At 67.4% G+C, this 14,575-nt stretch carries 13 protein-coding genes; 4 read left to right on the top strand and 9 right to left on the bottom strand.

Translation table 11 applies throughout. The annotated features are described in order from the left end of the window. The first annotated feature begins 110 nt into the window (after positions 1 to 110). Entirely contained in the window at positions 111 to 1,058 is a 948-nt protein-coding gene (locus EV192_RS41835; RefSeq protein WP_132124293.1) for an ArsR/SmtB family transcription factor, read from the top strand. Here EV192_RS41835 and EV192_RS41830 read toward each other — a convergent pair whose 3' ends face one another. Both EV192_RS41830 and EV192_RS41825 read right to left on the bottom strand, forming a co-directional pair. After that, complete coding sequence (locus EV192_RS41830) at positions 1,059 to 2,840, bottom strand: tetratricopeptide repeat protein (RefSeq protein ID WP_132124292.1); 1,782 nt, start codon at positions 2,838 to 2,840, stop codon at positions 1,059 to 1,061. Between the two features lie 51 nt (positions 2,841 to 2,891). Continuing rightward, positions 2,892 to 5,645: a glycoside hydrolase family 3 C-terminal domain-containing protein gene (locus EV192_RS41825; protein ID WP_207926632.1), complete on the bottom strand. Its 2,754-nt coding sequence runs from the start codon at positions 5,643 to 5,645 to the stop codon at positions 2,892 to 2,894. A gap of 136 nt (positions 5,646 to 5,781) precedes the next feature. On the opposite strand from EV192_RS41825, the gene EV192_RS41820 reads away from it, so the two are divergent. Further along, positions 5,782 to 6,390 (top strand): DsbA family protein, encoded by a 609-nt coding sequence (locus EV192_RS41820; RefSeq protein ID WP_132124290.1) that lies wholly within the window; start codon positions 5,782 to 5,784, stop codon positions 6,388 to 6,390. A 7-nt stretch (positions 6,391 to 6,397) separates the two neighbouring features. Here EV192_RS41820 and EV192_RS41815 read toward each other — a convergent pair whose 3' ends face one another. The 7 genes from EV192_RS41815 to EV192_RS41785 all read right to left on the bottom strand — a co-directional run bounded on the left by EV192_RS41815 (position 6,398) and on the right by EV192_RS41785 (position 11,791). Further along, complete coding sequence (locus EV192_RS41815; protein WP_132124289.1) at positions 6,398 to 6,937, bottom strand: anthrone oxygenase family protein; 540 nt, start codon at positions 6,935 to 6,937, stop codon at positions 6,398 to 6,400. Between the two features lie 41 nt (positions 6,938 to 6,978). After that, positions 6,979 to 7,674, bottom strand: a complete 696-nt coding sequence (locus EV192_RS41810) for a phosphoribosylanthranilate isomerase (protein WP_132124288.1) — start codon at positions 7,672 to 7,674, stop codon at positions 6,979 to 6,981. An 11-nt stretch (positions 7,675 to 7,685) separates the two neighbouring features. After that, complete coding sequence (locus EV192_RS41805) at positions 7,686 to 8,825, bottom strand: acyl-CoA dehydrogenase family protein (RefSeq protein ID WP_132124287.1); 1,140 nt, start codon at positions 8,823 to 8,825, stop codon at positions 7,686 to 7,688. Positions 8,826 to 8,902: 77 nt separating this feature from the next. Continuing rightward, positions 8,903 to 9,277 (bottom strand): ectoine synthase, encoded by a 375-nt coding sequence (locus tag EV192_RS41800; protein ID WP_132123805.1) that lies wholly within the window; start codon positions 9,275 to 9,277, stop codon positions 8,903 to 8,905. A gap of 115 nt (positions 9,278 to 9,392) precedes the next feature. Continuing rightward, on the bottom strand, positions 9,393 to 9,887 hold the full coding sequence (locus EV192_RS41795; RefSeq protein ID WP_132124286.1) for an anthrone oxygenase family protein: 495 nt from the start codon (positions 9,885 to 9,887) through the stop codon (positions 9,393 to 9,395). A 262-nt stretch (positions 9,888 to 10,149) separates the two neighbouring features. After that, the gene (locus EV192_RS41790) at positions 10,150 to 11,370 is read right to left on the bottom strand and encodes an aminotransferase class I/II-fold pyridoxal phosphate-dependent enzyme (RefSeq protein ID WP_132124285.1); all 1,221 of its coding nucleotides are present in this window, start codon (positions 11,368 to 11,370) and stop codon (positions 10,150 to 10,152) included. 166 nt (positions 11,371 to 11,536) lie between these two features. Beyond that, on the bottom strand, positions 11,537 to 11,791 hold the full coding sequence (locus EV192_RS41785) for a hypothetical protein (RefSeq protein ID WP_132124284.1): 255 nt from the start codon (positions 11,789 to 11,791) through the stop codon (positions 11,537 to 11,539). 328 nt (positions 11,792 to 12,119) lie between these two features. Between EV192_RS41785 and EV192_RS41780 the strand changes: the two genes are divergently transcribed. Next, positions 12,120 to 13,004, top strand: a complete 885-nt coding sequence (locus EV192_RS41780) for a class I SAM-dependent methyltransferase (protein WP_132124283.1) — start codon at positions 12,120 to 12,122, stop codon at positions 13,002 to 13,004. A gap of 15 nt (positions 13,005 to 13,019) precedes the next feature. Beyond that, on the top strand, positions 13,020 to 14,567 hold the full coding sequence (locus EV192_RS41775) for a flavin-containing monooxygenase (protein ID WP_132124282.1): 1,548 nt from the start codon (positions 13,020 to 13,022) through the stop codon (positions 14,565 to 14,567). The last annotated feature ends 8 nt before the right edge of the window (positions 14,568 to 14,575 follow it).

Raw genomic sequence — 14,575 nt, 5'->3', positions numbered from 1 at the left:
CTCTGGGGGTGGATTGCTCGACCCCCGCCTTTCGAACAACGCGGGAACTGGGGAGGACAACCGCGTCCCGGTGGCTATCCTGATCAGCAGGTACGTCTGGGGGCGACACTATGGGACTGGTCATTCACTTCACCGGGGAGGACCTGGCGAAGACGACCTTCGCCACCGCGCCGGACCCGTTCTGGGAGATCCTGCTCAGTCTGCACGCGCTGCAGGACCGGTCCGGTCCACCGGCCATCCGTACCTGGCGGACGGATGTCACGGTGGACCAGACCGTGCGGCGACTGCTGGCGGTCGCCCCGAACAAGGGCTACTCGCCGGACTTCCTGACCCCGGCCGAAGGCGCCGAGGGGTTCGCCGCCGGGCTCGACGCGTTACGGCGCACGCCCGCCGCCCGCCGGCACAGCGAGGTGGCCCGGCTGACCGGCACCCGGCGGATGCCGGCGTGGCTGCGGCGGGTCGTCGCCGACCCGCCGGCCTTCGAGGAGTTCACCACGGCGTGGGCCGGATACCACCGAACCGCAATCTGTCCACAATGGATAAAGATCGAGGCGGGCTTCCGCCGGGACCGCGCCCAGCGCGCCCGGCACATTGTCGACAACGGCATCGAAGGCGCGTTGACCACGATCAGCCCGTGGATGCGGTGGTCCGACATGACCCTGGAGGTGGCGGGCGAACACGTCACCGGGAACCTGCACCTGAGCGGCCGCGGGCTGCGGCTCATCCCGTCCTACTTCTGCACCGGCGCGCCGACCCTGCTGGCCGACCCGACTCTGCCCCCGGTGCTGGTGTACCCGGTGGCGCACAACGACGAGCACCCGCAAGGCGGCCTGTCCGCCCTGCTGGGCGCCACCCGCGCCCGGATCCTGATGGCCGCGGCGCAGGGCTGCACCACGACCGAGCTGGGCACCGTCGCCGAGTGTTCACCGGCGTCGGCCAGCTACCACGCCTCCGTGCTCCGCGCCGCCGGGCTCATCCTGACCTGGCGCAACGGCGGCGCGGTCCAGCACTCACTGACCCCGCTGGGCGAGAACCTGCTGGCCGGCGCCGCCACCTGATCAGGCCTGCTTGTTCGCGATCAGGTCGCGGGCCAGCGAGGCGACCTCGTCGACCACGTCCGGCACGGCCAACACCAGGCGGCACAGCGACTCCAGGATGGTCACCTCGCGCGTCCGGTACGCCTGGGCCGCGTCGAACATCCGGCGAGCCACCAACTCCTGCACGTCCCGTCGAGTGGCCGGGTCGACCCAGGCGGTGACGACCAGCGCGAACGCGGCCGCCTCACACACCCAGTCCTCCGGCCCGTTGAGCAGGTCGATGAGTACCCCGCGGCGGTAGGACGTCGGCCACGGCTCATCCGACCGGTGGTGGGCCAAGCCGAGGCACGCCCACGCCTGCACAGCCCGGATCCACAGGTGCGGCGCGTGCCGGGCGAGGGCACGGCCCAGTTCGTCGTCCGGCGGGACGGGCGGGTGGACCAGGACGGCCAGCAGGTCATGCGGGGCGGCGCTGGACAGGACAACCGCACTGTCGTAGGCGTCCGGAATCGAACGCCAACGGAACTGTGCGACGTGCCGGACGGCCTCGCTGGCCTCCTGGGACGGCGGCGGGCCCGCTGGGCGCGCTTCGGTGCCGTCGAACTGCCAGACGTAGGTCCGCACCGGGTGTGCGGTGACGCGTAGATCAGGCTCCGGGATCGACCCGACGGTGACTTCGATCGACGGGTACACCCGCCGGAGGGTCATCATCGCGCTCGGCGGCTCAAGCGCCGACACGGTCATCGCGAGGGCCGCCTCCGGGCCGGGCTCGGTGTTCTCCAGCACCTGCTGCATGACGTTGATCACCGATTCGGTCGCCTGCGCCACCTGGCCGAGCCACGGCCGTTGATGGCTGTACCGGCCAAGCACCACGGCCGAGTACGTGTTGTCCGGCTGGGCCCGCACGTCGTCGGCGAGCGCGACCAGATGCCGGACGTCCTCCGTGATGGCGTACTGCAGGCCGTGGACGGTCGCGACAGCCTTCTCGTTGCCGGGCTCCCGCGCGACCACGCGCTGCGCCCACGCCAAGGCCTCGGGGAACCGTTCCATGTCGGCCAGCAGATCCGACACGTCGAGATACACACTCAGCTCGTCGGGCGTCCGCTGCGCCTCCTGGATCCACGCGGCGAGGGCCTCTTCCAGCCTGCCGGCCGTGCGCAGCGCGTACCCCTTCATCACCGCGGCATAGTGCGACGGCTCCAGCGCGAACGACCGGTCCGTCCATGCCACGGCCTCGTCGAACGCGCCGAGGCGACGCGCCAGCATCGATCCGGACCACAACAGCGCCGCGTGCCGCGGGTTCCGGGCGACGGTCCCGCGCAGCACCTCCAGAGCGGGCAGCAGCGGTGCGCGTTCGTCCTCGTCGACCGGGTCGTCCAGGTGACTTGCCAGCCGGGCCACCGCGCTGGCCATCAACTCTGGGCTCACAGGCAGGTCCGGGCGCAGCCAGGCCACGTCCAGCCACGTCCGCTGCGGCTCGTACGCGGCCACGTTGAACAACATCTGGACGGCGTCGTCCCACCGCCCGGCCATCGCACAGACGTGCGCGTGCGCCGCGACCGTCCCGGTGAACCCCTGCCCTTCCACCGCCTCGAAGTGTTTCAGCGCGACCTCCGGCCCACCCGCGCGGCTCACGAACTCGGCCAACACCTCGTGCGCGTCAGGCAGCTGCGGGTCCATCGCCAAACTGTCGGCGATGTGCCGCAGCGCGTGCGTCAGGTCGCCGCCGTCGATGATCAACCGAGCGACGGCGACCTCACCCTCCGCGTTCAGCCGTTCGTCCGAACAGTGGTCGTGCGCCATGGGACCCCCTCCAGTTGACCAGCACCCTATCCGGCCAACCGGGGGCGCAGGTCAGGGCAGGGTCCAGCGTTGGGCCGCGGTGCCGTTGCAGTCCCAGATCTGTAGCTGGGTGCTGTTCGCTGTGGACGCACTCGGGTCGTCCAGGCAACGGCCGGAGTTCGGGTTACGCAACGAGCCGTTCGGCTGCGGCTGCCAGACCTGCGCGCCCGTTCCGTTGCAGTCCCACAGTTGCACCTTCGTGCCGTTGGCGGTGCCCGCGCCCGTCACGTCCATACACTTGCCAAGCGCTTGCAGGGTGCCGCCGCCGGCCACGGTCCAGGTCTGCGCGTTCGTGCCGTTGCACTGGTAGATCTGCACAGGCGTGCCGTTCGCGGAGGACGCGCTGCGAACGTCCACACACAGGCCCGCGGAGACACCGGCGACAATGGGTCCGAAGTGGCCACCGCCGCCGGACGTCGCCGTCCACACGAACGTCGTCGAGCCGGACGCACCTGTGCCGTCCGTCGCCGTCACGGTGACCGTGGTCGTGCCGGGCGTCGTCGCGGTCCCGGAGATCACGCCCGCGGAGCCGTTGATGCCGAGGCCAGCGGGCAGGCCGGTCGCGCTCCACGTCAAGGTCTGCCCGGTGGCCTGGAGCGGCAGGCTCACCGCGGTGCCGACCGGGCTGCTCATGCCCTGCGGGTTGGTCACGGTCACCGTGTTGCCGGTGGTCGTCGAGGTCACGGCCAGGGTCCCGGACAGCTGCGGGTTCGCGGACGTGTCGCCGACCATGATCCGGTACGTGCCGGTGGACGTGGTCCAGCCGTTGTCCCAGTGCGCCAGGTCACGCATGGTCAGCGGGAACGAAACCGTTGTGCTGGCACCAGGTTGCAGCGTGACCCGGGTGAATCCCTTGAGCTGCGAAGGAGGTTCGCCCGCCGCGGCCGGCGCACCGACGTACAGCTGGGCCACCTCGGAGCCGGCGCGGGTGCCTGTGTTCGTGACGGTCGCGGTCACCGTGGAGACGCCGTGCGCGTCCGGGCCGGACACCTGCAGGCCGCTGAAGCCGAACGTGGTGTAGGACAGGCCGAACCCGAACGGGAACAGCGGCGTGACGTTCTTGGCCTGGTACCAGCGATAACCGACGTTGAGGCCTTCGGAGTACTGCACGGTCCCGTTCGTGCCCGGCCACTGCGCCGCGGTCGACGCGGGTACGTCCGCGAGGCTGCGCGGGAACGTGACCGGCAGCTTGCCGGACGGGTTGACGTCGCCGAACAGCAACGCGGCGATGGCGTTGCCGTCCTCCTGGCCCGGGTACCAGCTTTCCAGCACGGCCGCGACCGAGTTCACCCACGGCATCGTCACGGCGGAACCGGTGTTCAGCACCACGACAGTGTTCGGGTTGGCCGCGGCGACCGACGTGATCAGCTGGTTTTGGGCGCTGGTCAGGTCGATCCCGGACCGGTCGCCGCCCTCGGACTCGTTGTAGCTCACGAACACCACGGCCGCGGACGAGGTTCGCGCGAGGTTCGCGGCCTGCGTGATGCCGCTGCTGGTGTCGCCGGGCGCGTACTGTACGGACACCCCGGCGCCGGCCCGATTCGTGATGCCCTGCAACGGAGTCACCGTGCCAGAGGACTGTACGGCCGCGCTGCCACCGCCGGCGGTCTGCGGCGCGGTGCTCGCGTCCGTGCCGATCACGGCGATGGACCTCGTGCCGGATGTGTTCCACGGCAAAACATTGTTGTTGCGCAACAGAACCGTGCCCTCTTCGGCGATTGCGCGCGCGGTGGCGACGTGCGCGGCCGACGTGACCGTGGCGCTGGGGGAGCCGTGCGGCGCGTTGTCGAACAGGCCGAACGTGAACATCTCGGTGAGGATCCGGCCCACCATGGTGTTCAACGTGGCCGACGAGACCTGTCCATTCTGGACGGCGGTGGCGAGCGCGTTGCCGAAGAAGTCGCCGCCGGGCATCTCCTGGTCCATCCCGGCGTTGGCGGACGCGGCGGTGGAATGCGTGCCACCCCAGTCGGACGTGACGTACCCGGCGAACCCGAACTGCCCGCGCAGCGCGGAGTTCAGCATCGTCGGGTTCTGACAGGCGTACGCGCCGTTGACCGTGCTGTACGCGCACATCACCGAAGACGCGGCGCCCTCCTGCACGGCGGCCTGGAACTGGGGAAGGTAGATCTCCTGTTCGGTGCGCGCGTCGATGATCGCGTTGTCCGACGGCGTGTTCCGGTTCGTCTCCTGGTTGTAGACGCCCAGGTGCTTCACCTGCGCCAGCACACCCGTGTTCTGCACGCCGACGATCTCGGCGGCGGCGAGCTTGCCGTCCAGGTATGGATCCTCGGACATCGACTCGAACGCCCGGCCCCAGCGGGGATCCCGGATGATGTTCACGGTCGGTCCGAGGTCGACGGCCGCGCCCTTACCGCCCTCCTCACTGCCGACCACCGCGCCGTACTGCCGCTCGGCGGCCGTGTCCCAGGTCGCGGCCGCGGCCACCGGCGCGGGCAGTTGGGTCACCCCACCCAAGCCCTCACCGACCCCGGCGGGACCGTCCTCCAACCCCATGCCCGGCACACACAGCGACGGGATGGCGGGCGTGTTGCCGACGAACGCGCCACCCGTGCCGTGCAGCAGGGAGATCTTCTGATCCTGGGACATCTGGGCGAGCACCTGCGCCACTCGTTGCGGCACGGGCGCGGTCGACCGCACCCACGGGCAAGACGCGGCGGAAGCCGGGGGAGAACCGACAGTGGACAGGGCGGCGAAGGCCAGGGGCATGATGCCGACGATGGCCAGCCAACGGCGACTCAACACGAGTGTCTCCTTGGGCGGGTACACACGGATCAACCGAAGCGGTGGCGACGCTGCTGGCAAGCGTGACATATGTTGCGGTCCGCAACAATCCCCGGTTCAGCCCTTCGGGGATCCGGACAAGGTACGTTCGGGATCCATGACCGCGACTTTCGCCGTGACATGGGACTACCGGTGTCCCTTCGCCCGCAACGCCCATGAGCACCTGCTGACCGGGTTGGCCGCGGGCGCCGACTGGAAGGTCGGGTTCCTCCCGTTCTCCCTCGGCCAGGCCCACGTCGTGGAAGGGCAGCCCAGCGTCTGGGAGAAACCCGAGCAGGACAGGGGAATCCTCGCCCTGCAGGTGGGCGTGGTCGTCCGGGACGAGTTCGCCGACCGGTTCCCCGCCGTGCACCGGGCGTTGTTCGCCGTCCGGCACGACGAAGGCCTGCACCTGGAGGACCGGGCCGTGATCGAACGCGTGCTCGGCGAGCACGCAGTGCCCGCCGGCGCGGTGTTCGAGCGGATCGAGTCCGGTGCGGCGCTGGCGACCGTTCAGGCCGAACACGAGCAGTACGTGGAGTCCCACGACGTGTGGGGTGTCCCGACGTTCATCGCGGGGGAGCGGGCGGTGTTCGTCCGGTTGATGGACCGCTCACCGGCCGGCGCGGACGCGGACGCGTCCATTCGGACTGTTGAGCGGACCATGGACCTGCTGACCGGGTGGACCGAGCTCAACGAGTTCAAGCACACCACGCTCCCGCGCTGAGGCCGCCTTACTCGGCGGCAGGGATCTGGGCGCGGCCGTGGTCGACGAGGGCCGCGCCCAACGCCAGCAGGCCGAGGGTGGTGGCGACGGTGCGGACCGCGTTCATCGAGTTCCAGGCTGGTTCGTTGAACGCCGCCCGAGCGCCGGCCAGGTCGGCGATCTTGGCCGGGTCACCGAACTGGTCCAGCTTGTTGTTCAACGGGATGTTGCCGCCGATCGTGACCGCGAGCGCCACGATGTACAGCAGCAGCGCCGCGAAGATCCAGCGGGCCGCGGCTCTGCGGCCCATCCGTTGGTGAACGATGGCCGCCGCGCCGGTGAAGATGAAGGCGCCGAAGAACCCGAACGCGAAGCCGCCGGACTTCACCCCCCGGTTGATCTCCTGGAAGCCCGCCACGAACGTGCGGTCGTCGGCGTTCTTCAGGGACGGCATGACCAGGACGGAGAACGCCCAGAAGAAACCGGCCATCAGGCCCATGGTCAACGTGCTCAACCACAACAACGGGGTCGCGGCCTTGCTGCGGGGACGGGCGGTGGCGTTCGGCATCAGAGCCTGCTCCTTCACGTCGGCGATGTCTCTAGTGTCCTTTATGCCACTTCTTCGTGTCTCGCGGTTCGCCAACCGCGGGTGATGGCCGAGATGTTCTTGCCTTCGAAGTGGCCTTGCTGGTCGCGGGCGCCGGTGTCGACGTCGATGCCGAGGAACTGGGGGTGGGCGGCGACGGTGGCGTAGTCGGCGCTGTTGTGTGCGGAGATGCCGCCGGCCAGGAGGAAGGGTTTGGTGAAGCTGGGCACCAGTTCGACGACGGCTTTGGGGTGTAGGCGTTGTCCGGTGGAGCCGATCTGGCCGTCTTCGGTGACCACGTCCAGCAGGAACAGGTCGGTGCCGGCTTTCTCGTAGGCTTTGATCAGGGGTTTTTCCAGGCAGGTGCCGGCCCGTAGGTGCAGCACCTTGACGATCGTCACGTCGTGCGGGACCCGGGCCCGCAGGGCCCTGATCATCTGCGGCATCTGGTAGGCGTGCAGTTGGATCCAGCGGATGCCGGTGCGTTCGACGATCTGGCGTAGCAGGTCGACGTCGGACAGGAAGGTGACCAGCATCGGTTCGAGCTGGCCGGTGGCGCGGGCGGCCTCGGCCAGCAGGGCGACCTGGTCGACTGACACCTCGGACGGTCCGTTGGGCACGCCGTGCCAGAGGCCGACCAGGTCGGCCCCGGAGTCGGCGAGCAGTTCCACGTCGTCGCGGGTCTTGGCACCGCAGACCTTGAGAAGTTTCTTGGTCATCATCATGGTCATTAGAGCCCCAGCATGGATGCGATGCGGTTGTACTGGATCTCGTTGGTGCCGGAGTAGATGGTGCCGGCGACGGCGTTGCGGACGTCCTTCTCCAGGCCGTATTCGGCCATGTAGCCGTTGCCGCCGAAGATCTGCACCGCGGCCAGGCTGGAGGCCAGGTTCGCCTCGCTGGTGAGCAGTTTGGCGACGGCCATGTCGGTGGTGACGTTCTGGCCTCTCAGCAGCCGTTCGGCGGTGTCGTAGAGCCATTTCCTGGAGGTTTCCAGGCGGATCTTCATGTCCACGATCTTGTTGGCGATCGACTGGTAGGTGCTGATCGGCTTGCCGAACTGGGTGCGTTTGGTGGCGTAGTCGATGCACCGGTCCAGCCGGTGCTGCATCTCGCCGACGTTCACGATGAACGAGAACAGGATCTCCCGTTTCATCACGTGGTCCAGCACCAGGAACCCGCCGCCGACCCGGCCGACGACCTGGGTGGCCGGGATGCGGCACTCGTCGAAGAACAGCTCCGAGAGCGGGGAGGTGCGCAGGCCCATCTTCTTGATCGGGTTGCCGATCTCGAAGCCGGGGGTGTCGCGTTCGACCAGGAACGCGGTCACCCCGAGCGGGCCACCGTCCGGGTGGGTCCGGGCGTAGACCATGAACAGGTCGGCGATCGGGCCGTTGGACACGAAGGTCTTGCTGCCGTGCAACACGAACTCGTCGCCGTCCCGGTCGGCCCGGGTCTTCATCTGCAACGCCGCGGATCCGCCTGAGGGCTCGGAGATGGCGTGCGCGCCGATCGCGTCGCCGGAGGTGATCCGGGGCAGGTACTTGTCCTTCAGCGCGGCGGATCCGAACTTCTCCAGCGGGATGCCCAGGCTGCAGATGCTGGTGGTGACCGAGAAGCACAGCCCACCGTCGCGGCAGCCCTCACCGAGACCTTCGAGGACGTACATGGTGGTCAGCAGGTCCTGACCGAGGCCGCCCCAGCGCTCGTCGAACGGCAGCGACAGGATGCCGGACTCGGCGACGAGCTTCCACTTCTCCCAGGAGAAGGTGCCGTCGGCATCGTTCTCGACGTGGTCGGCGGACAGGGCCTCGTGCCACGCGCCCAGGCCCTCCCGCAACGCGATCTGGTCTTCGTTCCATTCGATCATGTCGTCCGGCCTCCTTTCCCTCGTGAGTGGTTTCGCGCGTGGGAACGCACGAAACCACTCACGACAGACACGCTGGCCTAGTACTCGGAGAACTCGTCGGTGTCCAGGTTGTGGGACTCGTCGCCGCGCAACGCCGGGGTGAACATGCACACCAGCCGCAGGTCCTCGTCCGGGCTCGCGATCAGATAGTGCGGGTCGTGCTTGTCCAACGCGTAGATCACACCCGGCGTGATCGGGAAGGAGTTGCCGTCCATGTCCACGACCTCACCCGAACCGGAGATGCAATAGCACGCCTCCAGGTGGTTGCGGTACTCCAGATGCGACTTCGTCCCCGCCCGCACCAACGTGTCGGTCACGGTGTAACCCATCCCGTCGGACTCCAACAGGAAACGACGGCTCAGACCGTTGCCCCACTCCACGGTCTTCACATCGTCAATGTGACGGATGATCATGGCCAGCTCCTCTCTCCACTGGTCCATGTCTACCGGCCGACCCGCAAACATCGCGCAACACGGACAATGCGAAGCGGCCCGGGGAGCCGTCCCCGGGCCGCCTGTGAGAAGTCCCTTACAGAGCGCCGTATTCGATCAGCGCCCAGCACAGCGCGCCGAAGCCGGCGATCGCCAGGAGACCGCGGATGTGGTTCCAGCGGTTCCAGGGGGCCTCGAACGCCTTGCGGGCGCCGGCCAGATCCTTGGCCTTGTCCGGGTCGCCCACCCGGTCGATCGCGTTGTTCATCGGGATGGAGATGCGGAACGTGATGAGCAGGCTGAGCACGTACAGCACCAACGCCACGATGATCGGTACGTAGACCGTGCTCTTGCCGATGGCGATGAACAGCACCAGGCTGATGCCGGAGAAGATCACGGTCCCGACGAAGCTGAGCGCGAACAAGCCGTTCTCGATGGCCCGGTTCATCTTCTGGCACACGAGGACGAACGTGCGGTCGTCGACCCTGGCAAGGGCGCGTACCACGGCAACCGAGAAGCCGTAGAACAGGCCGCCGACCAACCCCATCGTGATGGTGGAGATCACCAGCAGCGCGACCCTGACCGTTTCCATTGTCCTTGTCCTCCCTGACCTGTTTGACGTGTCTGATCCACATACAACACTGTCGTGACGAGACGGTCCATATTTGAGGACGTCTCGTCCATAAGCGAGCGTCTAACTGCTGGTCACAGCGATGCCTGGATTGTCCCGGATGACTGGTCCAGGGTACAACTCTCTGTCCATCTGCGGTCGCCCAATGTAGGTGAATCCCCCCTGAAAAGACCAATGGCGCGGTGGAGGTCCACCGCGCCAGGAAATACCCCTCAGTTGGTCATCACGCAGCTACCAGGTTGGTCTGCTTGGCCGCGGTGAGGAACGCCTCGGCCGCGAAGTCGATGTCGGCGGTGGTGTGCCGGGCCGTGATCGCGATGCGCAGCCGGGCGAGACCGGTCGGCACCGCCGGCGAGACCACCGGGAGACCGACGATGCCCGCCTTCTTGCACGCCGTGGCGTAGTCGTAGGCGTTCTCGTCCGAGCCGCAGATGATCGGGATCACCGCGGTCTCACTGTCCCCCACGTTGATGCCGGCGCCCACCAGGATCGACCGCAGCCGGGCCGACTCCCGCTGGATGTGCTCGACGCGCTCGGGCTCCTGCTGCATGATGCGCAGCGCCGCCAAAGCGGCACCGGTCTGAGCCGGCCCGAGCGACGCCGAGAACAGGAACGGCCTTGCGTGGTAACGCAAGTACAGCAGGAGCTTCTTCGAGGCGACCACCCAGCCACCCATCGACGGGATGCCCTTGGACAGGGTGCCGACCTTGAGGTCGACCAGGTCGAACGAGCCGAAGTGCTCCTCGATGCCCCGACCGGTCTTGCCGATCACGCCGAGCGCGTGCGCCTCGTCGGACATGATCAGCGCGCCGTACCGGTCGCAGACCTCACGGATCTCCGGCAGCGGCGCGATGTCACCGTCCATTGAGTACACACTGTCGATGATGACCACGCGCATCCCGTCCGGGCTCGACATCTGCAGCCGGCGTTCGAGGTGCTCGGGGTCGTTGTGCCGCCACCGGGTCACGGTCGCGCCACTGAGCTTGCAACCGTCCACCAGGCTCGCGTGGACGTACTTGTCGATCAGGAGGGTGTCACCCGGGCCGACCATGCCGCCGACCACACCGGTGTTGACGGCGTAGCCCGAGCCGAAGACCAGCGCGGCCTCTCGCTGCATCACCTGCGCGATCTCGGCTTCCAGCTCGTGGTGCAGGGGGATGGTTCCGGCGAGCGCGCGGACACCCTGGTTGCCCGTGCCGTACTTGTCCAGAGCTGCCTTCGCGGCTTCGGTGACCCGCGGATCGCCCAGCAGTCCCAGGTAGCTGTACCCCGACATCATCAGGTAGCGCTCGCCGTCGTCCGCCCGCACGTACGCACTGTCGGTCTCGATCTCGTACGGGACAAAGCTGTTGCGTCGGCTAGGGTCCCACTCGAGCGACCGCACGCGCCGGGCCATCGCCTCCAGCTTCGGCTCGAGACGTTCCCATCCTGTTGATGAATTCACGTGCGTCTCCTCATCCACGTTCCAGGCCCGGCTTCCACTGCTACGAGCCAATACCGGTACCCCTAAGACAAACACCGGTACCCCTACAGGTGGCAACGGCTTCTAGTTGGGGAGGTCTGTTCAAGCGGGCCGGGCCCGCTTGAACTCCTGGGCTGTCCGCAACGCGTCAGTTGGCTGCCGTGGCCAGTGCGACGAGCTTGGCGTGCACCGACCGCAGGGTCGTCTGGTCGTCGATGTCGGCGAACAGGGACTCGTCGGCGGGGATGTGCGGGTACTTGTTCTGGAACCCGTACAGCCACTCCATCAGGTCCAGCGAGTCGACGTCGGAGATCTGCTGGATGGCGTCGTCCGGACCGACCTCGGCGGCACCAGACACGGCCTTGAGCTGCTCAGCCAGGTCCTCGACGGTAGGGATTTCCATCGCGTTGCTCCTCTCGATTGCCCTGGGACAGGGGGATCCGGGCGCCCAGGACTGCCGTTCCGGCATGGACTTAACCTGGCCCGGCGCAACGAAGCCGCAAGCGCGGCCGCCGCGCCGCCGTGGTGGCAGGTGTCGGGGCGAACCCGTCCACCGTGGCTTGTCGGGCCGTCGAGAAGTCACGGTATCGGACTCGTCACTCCTCCGGCGCGCGCCGGCGGCTCGTCCAACCGCGTGTTGCGCATGTGTTGCTGCTCGCGCGATTTTGTCTCCACCGACATCCGCGCGCTTGAAGAGCCGGTGGATTCGAGAAACTGGAATGGGGTCGAGAATGACGACGGTCGAGAACACGCCGGCGCGTCCTGCGGTCGAGGCGATCAGGCACCATTACGAGATCAGCAACGACGTGTACCGCATCATCCTGGGTCCGCCGATGATGTACTCCGGCGGGTACTGGAACGAGGGCGAGGACCTGCGCGAAGGGCACGACGAGGCCCAGTACCGCAAGCTCGACGCCTTCATCGAGCTGGCGAAGGCCAAGGGCGCCAACAAGGTTCTGGACATCGGCAGCGGCTGGGGCACCATGCTCGACCGGGTCACCCGGCTGCACGGCGCCAAGAAGGCCGTGGGTGTCACGCTGAGTCGCACCCAGAAGGAGTTCGTGGACTCCCTGGGCAACCCCGATGTCGAGATCATCGTGGAGAGCTGGGCGGACCACACCGCCGAGGAGAAGTACGACGCGGCGTTCTGCGTCAACGCGCTGGAGCACTTCGTGCTCTCCAGCCTGCCGCCCAAGGAGCGGATCAACAGCTTCCGCCACTTCTTCGGCCACGTGCACTCGCTGCTGAAGGAGGACGGCCGGTTCGTCCTGCACATGATGACGATCGAGCCGCCGCCCCTGCAGCGCAAGCTGCTCGACGACCTGAAGTTCCTGCAGCGCGAGGAGTTCGAGGGCTGCTACATCCCGCACACCCACGAGCTGATCCAGGCCATCGGCAACAAGTTCGAGATCATCGAGATCAAGAACGAGCGCGAGACGTTCTCCGAGGCCTGCCGGGCGTGGCTGCTCAACCTGGCCGACGAGCGCGAGCGCGCCGTCGCGCTGTCCAGCGAGGAGGTCGTCCAGCGGTTCGAGCGCTACCTGGACATCTTCGCGTACACGCTGGAGGACAAGGTCTTCAACAACTTCCGCATCGTGCTGCAGCGCAACCCCTGACGAAGGAGGTACGCCGTGACGAGCACCGAGATCAACAAGAGCGAACGGACCGGCACTGGTGGGCGGCCGACCCCGCACGTCCAGGTGGCCGTCATCGGCACCGGGTTCTCCGGGCTCGGCGTCGCCATCAAGTTGCTGGCCAACAACGTTGATGACTTCGTGGTGCTCGAACGCGCGGACGAGGTCGGCGGCACCTGGCGCGACAACACCTACCCCGGTTGTGCGTGTGACGTGATGGCGTTGCTTTACGTCTACTCGTTCGCGCAGAAGTCCGACTGGGGCAGCACGTTCGGTACGCGCCAGGAGCTGTTCGACTATCTGCGGGATGTGACCGACCGCTTCGGTGTCCGGCCCCACATCCGGTTCAACCACGAGGTACTCGGCGCGCAGTGGGACGAGAAGCTGCGTCGCTGGAACATCCAGACCAGCCAGGGCGACTACACCGCCCAGCTGCTGGTCTCCGGGAGCGGATACCTCTCCGACCCGGTGATCCCGAACATCCCTGGTTTCGAGAACTTCCAGGGCAAGGTCATGCACTCGTCGAAGTGGGACCACGACTACGATCTCAAGGGCCGCAAGGTCGCGGTGATCGGCACCGGCGCGTCGGCGATCCAGTTCGTGCCGGCGATCCAGTCCGAGGTCGGCCACATGGACCTGTACCAACGCAGCGCGCCCTGGGTGATGCCGAAGCCCGACAAGCCCAACACGGGCCTACACGGCTGGGCGTTGAAGAACTTCCCCGGCTACCGCGCGTTCCGCCGTGGTTTCAACAAGCGGGGCAGGGAGATTCTCTCGTTCATCTTCTCCAACCCGGACATCGCCGCGAAGACCGTGCAGGGCAACGCGGCGAAGCACCTCAAGAAGAGCGTGCCGGACCCGGCGCTGCGGGCCCGGCTGACCCCGAACTTCTCGGTGGCCTGCAAGCGGTTGCTGTTCTCCAACAAGTGGTATCCGGCCATCCAGGCGGACAACGTCGAGATCATCGACGGCGAGGTCGGTGGCGTCACGCCGACCGGGATCATCGGTTCGGACGGCAAGGAGCGCCAGGTCGACACGATCATCCTGGGCACCGGATTCCTCGCCACCAAGCGGCCGATCGCCGCGCGGATCACCGGCCGTGGCGGCGTCAAGCTCGAGGAGCAGTGGGACCGGATCGGGATGAAAGCCTACCGTGGCACCACGGTCGCCAACTTCCCGAACCTGTTCCTGATGCTGGGTCCGAACACGACGCTCGGTCACTCGTCGCAGACGCTGATGATCGAGTCGCAGATGAACTACGTGATCGAGGCCGTGAAGACGATCCGCGGCCGCGGTCTGGCGAGTGTGGAGGTCCGGGCGGACGCCCAGGAGCTCTACAACCGGATGGTCGAGCAGGCCATCGAGGGCACGGTCTGGGACCCGGCGACCTGCACCAGCTGGTACGTCGACTCGACCGGCCGCAACCCGTCGCTCTGGCCCATGAAGACCAGCAAGTTCGCCAAGAGCACCAAGAAGTTCGACGTTAGCGCCTACCAGGTCGCCACGCTCGCGGCGGCCGAACATCACACCGACGTGAAGGCGTAACTGAAAGT

This window comes from Actinocrispum wychmicini (assembly GCF_004345645.1).
GTDB classification, from domain to species: domain Bacteria; phylum Actinomycetota; class Actinomycetes; order Mycobacteriales; family Pseudonocardiaceae; genus Kibdelosporangium; species Kibdelosporangium wychmicini.
Note: the sequence above shows the minus strand (reverse complement) of the source record. Positions and strands in the feature narration are given on the sequence as shown.

What these genes read in the sequence shown, in the direction of transcription:
- EV192_RS41835 (WP_132124293.1), top strand. Translation starts at nt 111, where the DNA reads ATGGGACTGGTCATTCACTTCACCGGGGAGGACCTGGCGAAGACGACC.
- EV192_RS41830 (WP_132124292.1), bottom strand. Translation starts at nt 2,840, where the DNA reads ATGGCGCACGACCACTGTTCGGACGAACGGCTGAACGCGGAGGGTGAG.
- EV192_RS41820 (WP_132124290.1), top strand. Translation starts at nt 5,782, where the DNA reads ATGACCGCGACTTTCGCCGTGACATGGGACTACCGGTGTCCCTTCGCC.
- EV192_RS41815 (WP_132124289.1), bottom strand. Translation starts at nt 6,937, where the DNA reads ATGCCGAACGCCACCGCCCGTCCCCGCAGCAAGGCCGCGACCCCGTTG.
- EV192_RS41810 (WP_132124288.1), bottom strand. Translation starts at nt 7,674, where the DNA reads ATGACCAAGAAACTTCTCAAGGTCTGCGGTGCCAAGACCCGCGACGAC.
- EV192_RS41805 (WP_132124287.1), bottom strand. Translation starts at nt 8,825, where the DNA reads ATGATCGAATGGAACGAAGACCAGATCGCGTTGCGGGAGGGCCTGGGC.
- EV192_RS41800 (WP_132123805.1), bottom strand. Translation starts at nt 9,277, where the DNA reads ATGATCATCCGTCACATTGACGATGTGAAGACCGTGGAGTGGGGCAAC.
- EV192_RS41795 (WP_132124286.1), bottom strand. Translation starts at nt 9,887, where the DNA reads ATGGAAACGGTCAGGGTCGCGCTGCTGGTGATCTCCACCATCACGATG.
- EV192_RS41785 (WP_132124284.1), bottom strand. Translation starts at nt 11,791, where the DNA reads ATGGAAATCCCTACCGTCGAGGACCTGGCTGAGCAGCTCAAGGCCGTG.
- EV192_RS41780 (WP_132124283.1), top strand. Translation starts at nt 12,120, where the DNA reads ATGACGACGGTCGAGAACACGCCGGCGCGTCCTGCGGTCGAGGCGATC.